This is a genomic window from Acinetobacter nectaris CIP 110549 (assembly GCF_000488215.1).
In the GTDB taxonomy this organism is placed as follows: domain Bacteria; phylum Pseudomonadota; class Gammaproteobacteria; order Pseudomonadales; family Moraxellaceae; genus Acinetobacter; species Acinetobacter nectaris.
On the sequence record NZ_KI530712.1, the window covers coordinates 38,912 to 54,761 of the forward strand.

The following is a 15,850-nucleotide window of genomic DNA, read 5'->3' on the forward strand; positions in this document are numbered from 1 at the left end:
ATGGCTAATTATGAATTTCAAAGACCTGAGTATGTTGAGGCTCAGGCAGCATGGACTTTGGTTAGAGACTGTGTGAAAGGGTCTAAAGCGATTAAGGCACAAGGTATAATTTATCTGCCTATGCCCAATCCTGATGATAAAAGCGATCGAAACGAAGCTAGATACTATGCACTGCTTAAACGAGCAATGTTCTTAAACGTCACAGCACGTACGAAAGTTGGTTTGATTGGTGCGGTTTTTCGTAAGACAGCAGAAGTTAGTTTGCCCGATGAAATATCGTATCTGCAAGACAATGCAAGTGGTAATGGGCAACAGCTAGAACAACTTGCAAAGCGTAGCGTGGGTGAGGTTTTAGAGTCAGGTCGAGCAGGGATATTTACAGACTATGCAACGATTGATACATCGAACATTATTAATACTGTAAAAGCTGCAACAGATGGGCAAAAAGCATATATGCATCTGTATATCGCGGATAACATTATTAACTGGCGTGAAGATGTAATTAACGGTGTGAGCTGTCTTGTTCTTGTTGTGCTTCAGGAGAATTATACGGATGTCGCAGACGATGGGTTTACATTTACAACTCAGCTTCAGTATCGGGCTTTAACGCTAGAAAATGGTGTGTATCGACATAGATTGTTTCGTAATGGTGAAACCATTGTGGATTCTATACCTGCCGATTATAACGGTAAGCCATTTGATCACATTCCATTTCATTTTATTGGCTCTGAAGATAATGACTCTACGATTGATAAAGCACCTTTAGAGGACTTGGCAGAAGTAAATATTCTGCATTATGGGAACAGTGCCACAGTTGAAGAATCAGGTTTTATTTCATCACAGCCGACATTGTTTTTTACCACTGATATTGCACAAGATGAATTTGAGAAATGGAATCCAAATGGTATCCAGGTCGGATCTACATCAGGCTATTCACTAGGTAAACAAGGGCAAGCTAATCTTGTTCAAGCAGAAGAATCACAGCTTGCTTTAAAGCTCATGGAGCAAAAAGAAAGCCAAATGTTAATGATTGGTGCTCGTATTGTTCAAGGTGCAGGGCAAGCAGAAACAGCCGAAGCCGTTCGCATTCGTTATTCAAGTGATAATTCAATATTAGGTACAGTTGCAGGGAATGTATCTGATGCAATCAAAAATGCGATTATTGATGCGCTGCTTTACATGAAAGGCGATAGTAATGCAGATGATGTGACGTACTGGCTGAATCAAGAGTTCTTTCCTGAAACAATGGCTGCACAAGATATCTTGGCACAAATTCAGTTGTGGCAAAAAGGCATTATTGCAAAGTCAGACATTAGAACAAGTTTGCGACAAGCAGATTTACTTGATGCTGATCGAAGTGATGATGAAATTGATACTGAGCTTCAAGATGAACCACCGATTCAGGGTGATGCACTAGGAAGCTTAAACGCAAATCAAGGTGTATCAAATGGCACAGGTGAATGATGCAGTTACTCGCCATCAGGTCCATATTCTGAGATATGGGAATGGTTTGTTTAAAGACCTCGTTCCATATCTAGAAAAAGCCATTAAAGCGGCTAAATTAGCTCTTTTTGACTTTGGTGATGGTTATTCACAAGAGTTAAGATTAAAACAGCTACAAGACGATTTGAATGCAATCTACAAAGAGATGCATGATCGTGGGATTGATTTGTTTTCAGATTTTGCGAATTACGAAGCATCTTTTAATGAAAAGCTACTTAACCAGGAAACAAAACCTGATGTTGGTGTTCAATCAGCGAATGTAGATGATATTGCGACAAGACCACTCAAGCTTGAGGTTGGTCAAGGTACACAAAGCATCAATATCACAGGCGCATTGCAATCTTTAGGGATTAAGCAGTCAGCCGATATTATTTCTGAAATACATTTAGGCAGTGCAAATGATGAGAATATCAATGATATTGCCAAACGTATTAATGATGGTGTTACGAAATACAAGCAACAGCTACAGTCAGTCGCATTAACACTTACCAATCATGTAGCGACTGAAGCACGATTAGACACGTTCAAAGCCAATAGCGATATTTTAGATGGTTGGCGTTGGGTATCGACACTCGACAGTCGAACCTCAGCAATATGCCAAGCAAGAGATCAAGAAATATTGCCCTTAGATTCACCCATCAAACCACCAGCACATTATCGTTGTAGATCGACATTGGTTCCTGTGATTAAAAAACAGTATGCAGTTGATGTTGATTTTAAACGCCCTGCGGTTGGAGTAGATGGAACACAGCAAGTCAGTGCAAAGACTTCATATCAAGATTGGCTGGCAAAACAGCCGTCATCATTTCAGAAAGATGTATTAGGGCCTACACGTGCAAAGTTATTCAAAGATGGGAATCTGACACTGGATAAGTTTATTGATAGTGACGGTAATACGCTGACACTTGATGAGCTTAAACAAAAAGAGCCTCAAGCATTTAAACGTGCAGGGCTTGCCAACTAATTTAAACAAAGAAATACGCCACCTTTCGAGGTGGTTTTTTTATGCCTGATGGTCGGGTACAAAATTACTTGGAGTAAATCATGAAATACAAAATCAATGCTGAAGAATTTGCTGCACTTTCTGAGGAGCTTAAAAAACTCTACGAACAAAGCGGTGAAGAATATGTTCTGAAGGTAGATGGTCTACCGCAGCAAGAAGATGTTGCAGAGCTTAAAGCAAGTCATCAAAAGTTACTTGATGAAAAGAAAGCTGAAGCAGAAAAGCGTCGTCTTGCAGAAGAACAGGCTCGAAAAGAAGCGGAAGAACGCGCAAAAAAACAGGGTGATTTTGAGCAGCTTTCCAAATCTTATGAGCAAAAGCTTCAAGAGCAAGAATCTAAATACCAAGCATTGATTCAAAAAAATGAACAGCGAGAGATTCAAGCGACAGCCAATCGTATTGCAGGAAAAATTGCTGATGGCCCTAACGCTGAAATCATTTCTGAATTTATCTCAAAACGCCTCAAAGTTTCCGAGGGCGTGGTGCGTGTTACAGACGATGCAGGGACATTAACCATTAGTTCAGAAGATCAGCTTGCCGATGAGTTTAAAAGCAATCCTCGTTATGCCTCATTGGTGCGCGGAAGTCTTGCTACAGGCGGTGGTGCGACAGGTTCAAATGGCACGACAAATAAACCATTCAAAGAAATGAATGACGAAGAACGTACTCAACTTTACAAACAAAACCCTGAAAAATTCAATCAATTAGTAAAAGGTGCTTAATCCATGGCAATTAATACAATCGACTCGATCATCACAGGTAAACTTCCTGTTCTTGCATCGTATTTAACAGAAGATCCAGTTGAGAAAACAGCGTTTTTCCAATCAGGTATCCTAACAGCAACACCTTATGCACAAGAAATTGCATCAGGCCCATCATCAATTGCAGAAATCCCATACTGGAAACCAATTGATGCAAGCCAAGAGCCAAACTACTCAAATGATGTAGCAACTGACATTGCACAAACAAAAGCTGTGCAAACAGATGAAATGTTTTGCCGTGTTGCTTATCTTAACGATGGTTTTGGACAAGCAGATTTAACAGTCGAGCTTACTTCGAAAAACCCTCTACAGTCTATCGCTTCACGTTTAGATGATTATTGGCAGCGTCAGATTTCAAAGCGTCTCATTGCAACAACGCTCGGTATTAAAGCTGAAAATGTGTTAAATGGTGCTAGCGATATGATTATCACTGCGCCAAAAGGTTTTGAAGCTGGTGCATTTATTGATGCGACACAAACACTAGGTGATGCATTGGGTACAGGTACGCTTGCTGGTATCGGTGTACATTCTTATGTGTATGGTCAAATGCGTAAAGAAGGTCTAATCGACTTTATTCGTGATAATGACAACAACACGCTTTTTGCAACTTACCAAGGTTCACGAATCATTGTTGATGATGGAATGACTGTAACAGGTCAGGGTGCAGATCGTGTATTTACAAGTGTACTCTTTGGTAGTGGATCAATTGGTTATGGTGATGGTTCTCCAGAGAATCCATTGGAATACCAACGTGACGCATCCGCAGGTAATGGTGGTGGTATTGAGAAGCTTTGGACACGTAAAACGGTCTTAATCCATCCACTTGGTTATTCATTCACTTCAAATACGATCAGCGGTAATGGCTCATCTGATAATGGCAAAAAATCTGCATCATTATCTGACTTAGCACTTGCTGCGAACTGGCAACGTAAATATGAGCGCAAGCTTGTTCCATTGGCGTTCTTAGAAACGAAAGTTGCTTAAATTTTTATGCCTCACATGATGTGGGGCTTTTTTATGGGAGTAAATATCATGGCTAAGGGGCTACCTCATTCTACGGCTGATTTACAGGCACAGATCGATATACTCAAAGCGCAAGTTGCTGCACTTCAAGCAGCACAAACGAAGCCTTCAGCATGAGAAATAATGTAATTAAAGAACAGGTTCGCATTGAGCCTGTTTTATCCAATAAAGCACAGGCAGGGTTAGAGAATAATGACGACCTTCATCACAAGCGACCAAGTGGACGAAGTTCTCGGGAGCAGTTGGGCAAGCGACCAAGCAACAAAAAATAAGGCAGTCCTGAAAGCTAATGCATACATGACAAGTTTGCGTCTTGCGAACTTTGATCCAAAAAATATTCCTCAAGATATGATCAATGCAGGTGCTTACATTGCATCGGTAGCAAGTAGTGGACAGCTATTTGCACAAAAAGAAAATTCAGGTGTTGTGCTATCAAGCATGGTGAAAGCGGATGGTGTTGAAACAACGGAAACATACGCCGGCATTAATACAGAAAACGAAAGCCTATTGCCTGATGATTTGCAGTTCGCCCTTGCGTTACTTTCTAGTTATAGATCAAATCCACTCGCATTTAATGTATTTCGGTGATTGATATGGGCATTCGAGATAAGGTTCAAAGTCGGTTAGGTAAGGCATTTAATACCAAGCTGTCAGATGCAGTGGATACCTTTACCTGTTCAAAAGTGACTTACTCAGGCAAATACAATCCTGTCACTGAGCAATATGAAGGTGAGCAAACCGTGACGTATCAAGGCCGTGGGGTGTTATTTGGCTCGTATCAAAAAGACCTAGTAAAGCCGAGTGATTATCAGGCTGATGATGCAAAGGCTACAGTTCTGCAGAATGAAGTTACGGCAGAACCTCAAATAAACGATGTTTGGGTAACTAGTAAGGGTAATTTTAAGATTATTAATATTGGTGCCGACCCAACGGATAGTATTTGGAAAGTTCAGTTAAGGAGAGCGTAGATGTTATATATTGATGATATGGATTTAATCCAAGAGGCAACCAATAAAGATGGTGTAGAGCATGTACGTGTTATGTCTAAAGCTCAAATTAAACAAATATTTCTTGATGGCCATGAAGTCACACACGTTTATTATGCCGATAGTCTCAAAGGTGTATTAATTAAACATAAGCTAACAGTAGATGGAAGAATGTTGGCTGTAGATGGCAAGCCAATTAATGAAATTCTCTTTGGCAAAGTAAAAATTGTTTATGGGTAATTTTTTAGCTACTTTGGGAGATATTCATGGGCTGGACATTAAATCCTAGTGAATTTTCAAAGATGATCGAATCTGATCTCACTGAAAGACAACGAGCTATTGCCTTAACTGCTTTGACAGGAATTGTTTCCCAATCACCTGTAGATAAGGGTGTATTTCGTGGCTCTCATAATCTGAGTATTGGACAACCTGATTATAACTATAATCCGAATAATGCCGATAAGACTGGACAAGCGACTATCTCGAAAGGGATTTCTAAGCTTAATGGTCTTGTGCCATTTACCACGGTATATATTCAAACCAATGCACCACAGGCAATGAAAATTGAATACGGTACATTCACTGAAAAGCCTGAAACGGTTAAAACGATTAATGGTTACTCAAAGCAAGCACCCAAAGGCTTATATAGTCTTACATTCCAACTCGTACAAGAGAAATATAAATGATGACACTCACACAGGCTCATACCGCTTTACTTGAGCGTGTGAGTCAATTCACTGGTATAGATCAAAGTCGTATCTTATACCCACAAAGCAAACAGCCATTTACAGTTCCAGCAAGCGGTCTGTGGTGTTCGGTTGATATTCTTGCAAGTCAATCGCTGATTAGTGGTATTGCTGATAGCCCTCAGACACGCAGAACATCAATCATTCAAATTACATGCTATGCACGACCCAATACAGGGTTAAATGCGCTAAATAGTTTAGTGGATGCTTGGCTAAGTCATTTGGAATATTACCAAATAGAGCAACTCGAATGCCTAAATGGTGAAGTCGTACAAGATGAGAATACTGATTTCGTCATGCGATATATTCGGGTGCCTTATCGTATTAACTAAACTTTTAGTTGTATAAGTGAGTTTTACAACTAGAACTGCTCGAATAAAACTTGACAGAAATACATAATCTTTTTTGCGAAGCCAACCTAACAAGTTGGCTTTTTTAGTGCCTGTAAAAAGGCATTCACCACTGGCTAGGCTGATCCCCGAACAGAAGATGGTCCTTTGACTGCTCATTTTATCTTCTTGCCAGTGTTCTTTTTTAATGAGCAGTTGGAGCATAAAAAATGAATGCAAAATCAAATTACACACCAATGATAGTACCATTCCATAGTGCTGAATTATTGATTATTGAATACAATGGACAGCCATATACACCGATGAAACCAATCGTTGAAGGTATGGGTTTAGCGTGGCAATCTCAGCATGAAAAGCTGAAAAATAGGTTCAACTCAACTATCACGGAAATCATGATGGTTGCTCAAGATGGTAAGCAACGACTAATGACATGCTTACCATTGAAAAAATTATTCGGTTGGATGATGACTATAAGCCCAAATAAGGTTAAGCCAGAATTAAAAGATACCATTATCAAGTATCAGAACGAATGTGATGATGTTTTGTGGGACTATTGGACAGGTAAATTAAATGCACAAAGAAAGGCATTTGATGAATTTAATAAAATTGAATTTGATGACAAATTATCCAAAGCTAAAGCTACTGTCTCTAGCTTAGGTATGCACGCCCGAAAACGCGAAAAGAAAATTAATGAAAAAAGACGAGATAATTGGCTAAGAATAAATGTTGGTCTTTTAGATTTAGGGGATTGATACCATGTCAGATATTGATAAAGATGACGAATATATAGATATACGTCAAGAGCTTGAAATTATGACTCACGCTGAGCTTGTTGCAGAGGTAATTTCTCGGATCAAAGATCAACGAAAAATGCTTGTCGATAATTGGCACGAAAACAAAAAATTAAAACAAGAAGTGCAGGATAGTCGCAAATTCATAACTGATACAGCAGACCAAATTCAAAAATGGGAAGATGATGTCGCCCTAGTGATTGCGAAAGGTCTTTACTGGAAAAGATCATTCTACTTCCTCTTATTTCTAGTCAGTATCATGTTTATTCTTACACTCAATCAACGTTAAACCCTCACACCGTCGGTGTTTAATTTTATCTACCACCACTCAGGTGGTTTTTTTACATCTAAAAAAGGAGTAAGCCATGTCTAGTGGTGCTCGTATTAAACTTTATTACTGTGCTGAAGATACACCAGGCACAACCCCAAGCACACCAGTTTGGAAAACCGTACGTCGTGTTAATGATGGTCTGACTGAGAACGTCACCACTGCAAAATCTGATAGTGTTGTCGATACACGCTTTCGTCAAGGTGGTATGGCCACTGAATCAGAAATTACAGGTACGTTAGAAGTCGAATTGTCTGTACTTCTATTTGATGATTTCTTATCAGCCGTTGCAATGAACGATTGGAACAATGATGTGCTGAATTTTGGTGGTAATACACGTAAGACATTCACATTCGTCAAAGTCTTTGATGATATTGGTCAGGTCTTTATTTACCGTGGTGTGCGCTTCAATCAAGCAACACTCAGTATTCAAACCACAGGTAAGATTTCAACAAAGTTCAACTTGATGGGTACTGACTTTGAACGTGCCTCAGCAAATCCTGTAACCAACCCTCAACCTGTCGCTGATTCTGTCATCGTATCTGCTCTAAATGTAGGTGCATTGACTGTAAATGGTCAGAGTGTTGTTGGTACAGCTTGTCTGCAATCTGCCGAATTGACCGTTAATAACAACCTTGAAGCAATCCGTTGTATTGGTAATCAGAAACTATCTGCTCAAACGTATTTAGAAAAGATGGTCGATATTACATTGAATACATCGTATTCATTCTCTGCTCAGTCAGCGACTTATATCGACTACATCAAAACCCGTGCAACGATGCCAGTACACTTTGAAATTGCAGATCCAAAAGGGAACAAGTACGCCTTTGACTTCCCACAGCTTGAGGTTGCAGAAGCCAATCACCCTGATGGTGGTGCAGAAGATATGATTAACGTCAGCATCAACTATAACCATATCAAAGTGTCACCAACCATCACACGTACGTTAGCTAAAACAGGAGGTTAATACATGCTGATTAAGATTGAACAACCGCCTAAAGCTGAGTTCTCACAAGTTTGGTGTGATTATAAAGATGGGGTTCGACTGCTCATTGCTAGTTCAAATAAGCCATCATTTAACCGTGCACTTGAGCTGAATAACATGCAAGCCGAACAAGAGCTGCAAGGTGCAAAAGCAATTACAGATGATACAGCAGAAGGCTCTAAGTTAGCCTTTAATCGTGCAATCTCTCATTTGTTGCTTGGTTGGACTGGTATTGATGCAGAGCCGAACAAGCCGTTTGAATACAGTGCTAAAAATGCTGAGATTCTCTGCACACAAACGCAAGAGTCATTAGAGATAGCGACCTTTGTTATCAATAAAGCATTTGAACTTGAAAAGGATCGTACAACCAAGCTGGCTGAAGAAGTGGGAAAGTCCTCAGACTCTACGAGCAACGAAAGTACGGAATAACGACTGAGCATCAGAGAAAACAACGTGAGGCTTTGGGGCTTAAAGCTCCTGAGCCAATCAAGCCAAGTTTTACCGCATCTTATATTTTAGGTGCGTTTAACATTATTTCTCGTTCACGTCGTTATATCGAAGCAATACCTCTTGATCTATCACTACAAGATATTCAGGCGTACTTTCAGGTATATGGCTGTGATATTGAAACAGTGGTATTTGTAGAGAGTATCTTTGCCTTAGATGATAAGTTTTTGAAAGATGCGAGGACTGCTAAATAGTGGTCTTCAGTCTTAAAATGCCTTATATTTGCTTTAATAATTAGGAGTGAATATGAAAAAAATAATTTTAGGGTGTTTAATTTCTCTTACGGTTAGTAGTGCTTTCGCTGAAAGATTCCATGCAGAAGATTACTCAAAAGTCTTAGAAAATCTTAGTGGGGATAAAGCACAAATATTTGAAAAATCTAAACAGTGGGTAGCTCAAAACTTTAATTCATCAAAAGATGTATTGCAGTATGAGAACAAAGATCAAGGGAGATTGATTGTAAAAGGGACAACCTCTCCTAAATGTGATAGTCAGGTAGGAAAACTGGAGTGCTATGGTTATTCTCAAGCTCACATCGGATTCACTCTAACTATAGACATACAAGACCACAGAGCAAGATTACTTTTTCAGAATATGAATTATGCACTACACAATAATGTGCCTCTTGATGACCCTATTACAGATAGATTAGTCAAAAATCGTTTTAATGACGTTATAGATAGTTTTCAGGCACAGGAGTCTGGAGTATCTGATAAATGGTAATTTAAACTTAAATTTAACCCGCTTTTACAGCGGGTTTTTTTATTGCCTGAAATTTGGAGAAAACTATGGCAGAAGCTCAAAGTCGCTTAGTTATTGAGATTAGCTCAGACAATGCCAAAAAGAATGCAGAAGCATTAGACTCAGCATTAAAAGGTGTAGATAAAAGTGGCAACGATGCAAGTAACTCGATTAAGAGCTTCGGTGAGAATGCCAATAAATCAAGCCAAGGTATTACTGCTCTTACTGCATCTGCAAAAAAGCTCGCAGTGGTTATGGGTGGTTATCTCTCTATATCTGAAGCTATTCAAAAATCAGATGTGTATACAGGATTACAAAACAGACTAAAGCTTGTAACGAAAAGTCAGTCTGAGCTAAATCAGGCAATGACTGATACATTTAAAATTGCTCAGAATACACATCAATCTTGGGAAAGTGCAGCTCAGGTATATCAAGGCTTTGCAAATAATGCAAAAGTGCTTGGTCTAACGATGCAACATACAGCACAAATTACCGAGACCGTATCTAAAGCGATTGCGATTAGTGGATCTAGTGCAATGGCATCTGAAGCAGCATTGGTTCAGTTTAACCAAGCCTTATCAGCAGGTGCATTGCGTGGTGAAGATTTAAACTCTGTTCTTGAACAGGCTCCTGGACTTGCAAAAGCTATTGCTCAAGGTATGGGAATTACAGTTGGTCAGCTACGTACAGTTGCGGCAACTGGTGCAATTACTTCCGAAGCAATCGTTAAAGCACTTGATAAATCTAAAGCATCTGTAGATCAACTTTTTGCTAAGACATCACCAACGCTCGGTCAATCATTTACTGTACTAAGTAATGAAGTCACAAAGTTTGTAGGTGAAACAGGTAAGGCAAGCGGTAGTGCAAAAGCACTCGCAGATGGTATTCAATTTATTGCAACCAATTTCAATACGTTTGCTACGCTTGGCATATCTGCGCTTATGGGCATGATTACGGCACAAATCGTTAAGCAAACCATTGCTATAGGCACAAGCATTATTACGTGGAATGCTGAAACACGTGCTGTACTTGCAAATAACGCGGCAAAAATGACAGCCCTTACAGTTGGGCGCTCATTAATAGGTGTATTTGGTGGCCCTGTAGGTTTAGGTGTAACGGTTGCAGGTGCAGCAGCAGCTTATCTTTTGATGAGAGATAACACCAATCAGTCAACTCAAGCACTGATAGAAAACTCTAAATATGCACAACAGACCACAGCAGATTTACTTAAACTACAAGGTGCACAAAAGAGAGGTGCACAAGAGGATTTAGGTAAGACTTACGGTGATTTGGCTAAAAAGATGAAAGAGCTGTCTGGTCAGTACAATGCTCAAGTTATTGATATTCAGAACAGCAATAAAGAAAACTATCAGGTTGTTGAAATATCTAACAAGGTTCGACAAGGCATTATTAGCAAAGGTGAAGCTTTAAGAGAATTAAATAAGATTCCAACAGTTACACCTGATCAAATTGAGAAGTTGAGTGATTTATATGACCAGTACACTGATACAAGCAAAACGCTTCTAGATGTTAAAGGTAAACTAGATTCGTTAAAAACAGGTATTGATCAAAGCTCTGACGCAGCACGACAAGCAGCTGCAAACCAAGAAATGTATAACCAAAAAATACGTGACTTGAAGAAGCTAACAGATACTCAGAATCTAAAAACTCAATATCAGTTAAATACTGAAAAGTTAAATGGTGGCACTGAACGTGGCGCTCGTTATGTGGAATTTATTGTAAAGTGGCGTGAAGATAATAAGATTCCGTTTAACCAAAATTTAACGAAAGAGCAAAAGAAAATTTCTGATGATCAATTTAATCTTCAGGATAAATTAAAAGATACTCAGGAAGATAATGCCAGAGCTGCTAAAGAACTAACAAAAGAGAAAGAGCGTCAAGCCGTTCTTGATCTTAGTGCAAATGAGCAACTTGCTCGAGGCTATCAAATCTATCAAGCTTTTTTAAAAGCTGGCTTAGGAAAAAACCAAGCACTTGCAATGGCTGCACAAGTTGGTCGTGAGAATGACTTTAATGACAAATACTTGTTTGGTTCTCATATTGATGCGAATAACAAAAAAACAAATGTTGGCATGTTTTCGTATCAAGGAGATAGAGCAACTGATCTTATACGTGAATTACGCTCAAAAGACCTATTGAATGATGATGGCACGATTAAAAACAACCAGAGTGCTATTGATGCACAAGCAAAATTTGCAATCCGTGAAATCACAACAAATGGTTCATATAAGCAGACTAAGAATGCTCTAACTAATGAATCATTGAGCCAATCTGAATTGTCTAAGATTATTGGAACCAATTACGTTAGATGGGATTATAACGGCAATAGAATTGGTGCGAGTAAGGCAGAAGGTGCGAAAGCAAAGGAGCAAAACTATCGAGATCAGTTAGCCAATATAGTTAATAAAAATGGTGATTCAAGTGATCTTGACATTAGTAAGCTTGGTGCAGATGAAGATAAGCTTTATGAAATTAAACTCCAACTTGCTGAAAAGTTCTACACCAAAGATCAAAAGTTGCAGCAAGACCATGACAAAGAGCTTCGTGATATACGTCTAACTTATACAGGATCTGAACAAGCAGAAAAGTTAAAGCAATCTGAGTCACAGTTTCAGAATCAGAAAAAGCTAAATGATCTGCAATTTGAGCAATCTGTAAATGGTTGGTCTTGGGTTGGTGAGCAGAAAATCACTAAAGATGCTGAAGTCAAAAAAGCTGTTATTGACTCAACAATTGACTTAACTGATAAGCAAAAAGAGCTTGCCAAGAAAGGTATTGATGATCAGGCGAATTATGAAATTAATGCTTTTAGAAAGACTCAAGCTTTAAAAGTTCAGGATTTGCAGACTAAGATTAATCAGCAGCTTGGGAAAGCACAGTCGGAATCTATAGAAGCTCAAGCTAAAGTTAGAGGTGTTATGTCACCTAGTGCTTTGGCTACATGGCAACTTCAAAACCAATATAGTGGTGAGTTAAGTACAGCTTTTGATGATCATGATAAAAATGTTCGTGATATTAATAAAACCAATGAAAAAGGTGATTATGAACTTACAGATGCAAAAGAACGTCAAAAACTATTACTTCAAGCACACGATACATATGAAGCTCAGAAGCTTGCTATTACCCAAAAATATGCAAATCAAGCAGAAGAGCTGAAAGTCACTCAAACGCAAAACCAATTGCAGTTATACAGTCAACTTACTAGCCAAGCATCAGAAGTTTGGGGGTCAATGACTGACATGGTTAAGCAGGCACGAGGTGAAAACTCAAGAGAATACAAGGCTATGTTCCTGATGCAAAAAGCAATGGCAATTGGTCAACAGATTATTAATACCGAGTTGGCAGCAGGGGCAACTACTGCGCAAACAGGTATTTTTGGTATACCAGCAGCTACAGCAATTCGTGCGATGGGTTATGCATCGGTTGGACTTATTGCCGCCCAGACCATAGCGGGCTTCTCAAACGGTGGTTACACTGGTGATGGTGGTGTGTTTGAACCTGCAGGTGTGGTGCATAAAGGTGAGGTTGTGTTCTCACAAGCAGATATTGCTCGACTTGGTGGTGTATCTGCGGTTGAGGGTATCCGAAAGGGTATTCGTGGTTATTCTGATGGTGGTGTCGTTGGTGGCGCTTCTAGCTCAATTTCGAGTCAGTTGAGTAGCAATAGTCAATCACAAGGTGATGTGAATATCTCTGTGAGTGTAGCTGATTCAGGGGTGACAACATCAGGGGCAAGTACAGATAACCAAAAACAACTCGGGCAGATGATTGGAAATGCAGTGCGTACAGTAATTCGGCAAGAACAACGACAAGGAGGGCTACTGAGTAAATAACTATGAGCGACAGACAATTCACATTCAAGTCTGATTTAGACGGCAACTCAAATACCCAAACCTTTAATGTGGCTTCAAATATTTTCGGTGATGGATATGAGCAACATGCATCTATTGGATTGAACAATAAAAAAGGGCAGTGGAATTATCAAAGAACGGCTTTGAAAGATGAAATTATCGCGATTAAGGCATTCTTTGATGATCATCAAGGGGCAGATTCATTTCTATGGGAATCACCACTTGATGGCACTGTTCGAGTTAAAACAGATACGAGTTACACACCAACATGCTTAGGCGGTAGTGCGTGGCGAATCTCAACCACATTTAAACAGCAGTTTTAAAATCAAATCAATCAATGCACCGAAAGGTGCTTTTTTTATGTCAAAAATTTGGAGTCGATATGACGAAGCAAACCGTAAATATTGGGAATAATGCAAACGATGGTTCAGGTGATCCTGCACGAACTGCATTTACGAAGATTAATCAGACCATGAGTGAAATTTATAGCACTCTTGGCGATGGAAATAATTTGTATGGTATTGGCACTACTGCAAACCAAATTATGCAAGTGGGTGCATTTGGAATTGGTTCAGGTGATGAGCAATTTGGAGTTATACCAATTTCAGGTTTTAATTCAGATGCATCAAACAAATATGTCCTACTCATGAAAAATGAAAGTGGTGCAAAAGATGCGCGGTTAATTCGTGGAACGGTTTACTTAGAGCGTGGTGAAAGTTATGCAGTAAATCAGGTTGTCGCTGTTGATGTTTATATGTCTAGAGCATATTTGGACATACAGTATACTTTTGGGTCAGTATGTTCAAATGTGGGAGACTTAAATCTTGTTACGGTTACCTATAATGGACAAAGTTATTATGCATTAAAGTTTTATTCAAATGCTTTTGGTCGAAGATTCTTTGTGGGTACACGACACAATCCGAGCAATGATATTTTTATTGTCGCACCATCGGATATTTCTAATGAAGCAGTAATTACAAAAATTGGTCCAGTAAGAACAGGTACAAATACAACAGTCGATGGTAATGGTTATTTAAAGCCATCTTCACCTGTTGTTCGTTTGTATGCCAATAGCATTGAACTCATTAATGAAGCAAATGGTAAAGGAATTACCTTTGAAAAACTTGCTGTGGGTAACTATCTCGTTAAAAACACCACAGGTTTGCGTGATGATGGTTGGTACATTGAAACACCACGCGACAATAATGGGAATGTCTTAGTCTTTGTTGAATACACGCAGCTAGACAATAAGGATATTTCAGTTAAAACCTATAAAAAGAAATTTGATATTGATACCGCATCTATTGTTGCTGACCATGATAACCCAATGGATATTCCTCAAGATCGTTGGATTGATTTACGATTTAATGATTATCCAGTCACAGAACAGCAACCAACACCTGAAGCCACTTCTTAAACGAGTGGCTTTTTTTATGGGAGTCAATCATGTCTTTAGCTTCTGATGTACAAAAGCTCTATGTTGATGGGCTGATTACACTGTTTGAATTAGATGCTACCAATTTGGGTGCAGGAGTACTACGGTTTCATGGCCATATTTCTTATCAGGATTGGCAACGTATCTATGCAACAGTAGACCATACCAATATCACTGCCGATTCCACCACATTACATGCAGATAAGGTTTTTGATACTGGTACTGAGCAAGTGTGGTATCGCAATATCATTTTTAATGGCCAAACTTATGAGCCGATGGCCCTACAAGTTGATGGCTTAGAAATGAGTTCAACAGGTAAAGCCTCTACACCAACTTTAACTATGGCCAATAACATCAATGGTGTACAGGGTGCAGTTTCTGCCTATTGTTTAAAGTTTCAAGATTTTGTCGGTGCAAAGCTCAAAGTCATTCGTACATTTGCGAAATACTTAGACAGTGAAAACTTTAGTCAGAGCAACCCTAGTGCCGATGTGAATGAATCCAAAACACAAGTGTGGTACATCGAGCAAAAGACCTCTGAAAACATTCAAACTGTGGCATTTGAGCTGTCTAACCCGATTGATTTTGAAGGCTTAAAAATCCCTGTAAGGAACATTACAGGTTATTGCCAATGGGCGATTGACGGTTATCGCGGTGAGCAGTGCCAATACACAGGGATGCAGTATTTTACTGATAAGAATGAGCCAACGACTGACCCAAGCCAAGACAGTTGTATCGGCAATTTAAAGGCATGTAATTCGAGAAACAATCAAGCCAATTTTGGTGGTTTCCCTGCCTCAAGCCTGATAGGAAAGTAAT

18 protein-coding genes and 1 pseudogene are annotated in these 15,850 nt (G+C 39.3%); all 19 read left to right on the top strand.

Translation table 11 applies throughout. The annotated features are described in order from the left end of the window. The 19 genes and pseudogenes from P256_RS00270 (at window position 1) to P256_RS00360 (ending at window position 15,849) form a co-directional block, all read left to right on the top strand. Window positions 1–1,464, top strand: coding sequence for a DUF4055 domain-containing protein (locus tag P256_RS00270; protein WP_023271664.1), 1,464 nt, complete (start codon window positions 1–3; stop codon window positions 1,462–1,464). Continuing rightward, window positions 1,448–2,467, top strand: a complete 1,020-nt coding sequence (locus tag P256_RS00275; RefSeq protein WP_023271665.1) for a minor capsid protein — start codon at window positions 1,448–1,450, stop codon at window positions 2,465–2,467. Before P256_RS00270 ends, P256_RS00275 begins: the two co-directional genes overlap by 17 nt. 80 nt (window positions 2,468–2,547) lie before the next feature. Next, the gene (locus P256_RS00280) at window positions 2,548–3,228 is read left to right on the top strand and encodes a hypothetical protein (protein ID WP_023271666.1); all 681 of its coding nucleotides are present in this window, start codon (window positions 2,548–2,550) and stop codon (window positions 3,226–3,228) included. Window positions 3,229–3,231: 3 nt separating this feature from the next. Further along, complete coding sequence (locus P256_RS00285; protein ID WP_023271667.1) at window positions 3,232–4,251, top strand: hypothetical protein; 1,020 nt, start codon at window positions 3,232–3,234, stop codon at window positions 4,249–4,251. 231 nt (window positions 4,252–4,482) lie between these two features. Continuing rightward, window positions 4,483–4,878, top strand: coding sequence for a hypothetical protein (locus P256_RS00290; RefSeq protein WP_023271669.1), 396 nt, complete (start codon window positions 4,483–4,485; stop codon window positions 4,876–4,878). A 5-nt stretch (window positions 4,879–4,883) separates the two neighbouring features. Next, window positions 4,884–5,258 carry a hypothetical protein gene (locus tag P256_RS00295; RefSeq protein WP_023271670.1) on the top strand — a complete coding sequence of 125 codons (375 nt, stop codon included), beginning with the start codon at window positions 4,884–4,886 and terminating at the stop codon, window positions 5,256–5,258. Continuing rightward, window positions 5,259–5,516, top strand: a complete 258-nt coding sequence (locus tag P256_RS00300) for a hypothetical protein (RefSeq protein WP_023271671.1) — start codon at window positions 5,259–5,261, stop codon at window positions 5,514–5,516. Window positions 5,517–5,542: 26 nt separating this feature from the next. Beyond that, a complete protein-coding gene (locus tag P256_RS00305) occupies window positions 5,543–5,962 on the top strand; it encodes a hypothetical protein (protein WP_023271672.1) in 420 nt (139 codons plus the stop codon). Further along, on the top strand, window positions 5,959–6,354 hold the full coding sequence (locus tag P256_RS00310; protein ID WP_023271673.1) for a hypothetical protein: 396 nt from the start codon (window positions 5,959–5,961) through the stop codon (window positions 6,352–6,354). Before P256_RS00305 ends, P256_RS00310 begins: the two co-directional genes overlap by 4 nt. Window positions 6,355–6,581: 227 nt before the next feature. Beyond that, a pseudogene (locus P256_RS13360) lies at window positions 6,582–6,932 on the top strand (phage antirepressor N-terminal domain-containing protein); the annotation flags it as partial. Window positions 6,933–7,128: 196 nt separating this feature from the next. Continuing rightward, the gene (locus tag P256_RS00320) at window positions 7,129–7,452 is read left to right on the top strand and encodes a hypothetical protein (RefSeq protein WP_023271675.1); all 324 of its coding nucleotides are present in this window, start codon (window positions 7,129–7,131) and stop codon (window positions 7,450–7,452) included. Between the two features lie 76 nt (window positions 7,453–7,528). After that, on the top strand, window positions 7,529–8,458 hold the full coding sequence (locus tag P256_RS00325) for a phage tail tube protein (RefSeq protein ID WP_023271676.1): 930 nt from the start codon (window positions 7,529–7,531) through the stop codon (window positions 8,456–8,458). 3 nt (window positions 8,459–8,461) lie between these two features. After that, window positions 8,462–8,905 carry a hypothetical protein gene (locus tag P256_RS00330; RefSeq protein WP_023271677.1) on the top strand — a complete coding sequence of 148 codons (444 nt, stop codon included), beginning with the start codon at window positions 8,462–8,464 and terminating at the stop codon, window positions 8,903–8,905. 32 nt (window positions 8,906–8,937) lie between these two features. Next, complete coding sequence (locus P256_RS00335; RefSeq protein WP_040331570.1) at window positions 8,938–9,177, top strand: hypothetical protein; 240 nt, start codon at window positions 8,938–8,940, stop codon at window positions 9,175–9,177. Window positions 9,178–9,229: 52 nt separating this feature from the next. Continuing rightward, window positions 9,230–9,706 (top strand): DUF4468 domain-containing protein, encoded by a 477-nt coding sequence (locus P256_RS00340; RefSeq protein ID WP_023271678.1) that lies wholly within the window; start codon window positions 9,230–9,232, stop codon window positions 9,704–9,706. Window positions 9,707–9,771: 65 nt separating this feature from the next. Next, window positions 9,772–13,578 (top strand): tape measure protein, encoded by a 3,807-nt coding sequence (locus tag P256_RS00345; RefSeq protein WP_023271679.1) that lies wholly within the window; start codon window positions 9,772–9,774, stop codon window positions 13,576–13,578. A gap of 2 nt (window positions 13,579–13,580) precedes the next feature. Further along, on the top strand, window positions 13,581–13,919 hold the full coding sequence (locus tag P256_RS00350) for a phage tail protein (RefSeq protein WP_023271680.1): 339 nt from the start codon (window positions 13,581–13,583) through the stop codon (window positions 13,917–13,919). A 59-nt stretch (window positions 13,920–13,978) separates the two neighbouring features. Continuing rightward, a complete protein-coding gene (locus P256_RS12900; protein WP_023271681.1) occupies window positions 13,979–15,013 on the top strand; it encodes a phage tail fiber protein in 1,035 nt (344 codons plus the stop codon). Window positions 15,014–15,042: 29 nt separating this feature from the next. Continuing rightward, window positions 15,043–15,849 (top strand): phage minor tail protein L, encoded by an 807-nt coding sequence (locus P256_RS00360; protein ID WP_023271682.1) that lies wholly within the window; start codon window positions 15,043–15,045, stop codon window positions 15,847–15,849. Window position 15,850 lies beyond the last annotated feature (1 nt).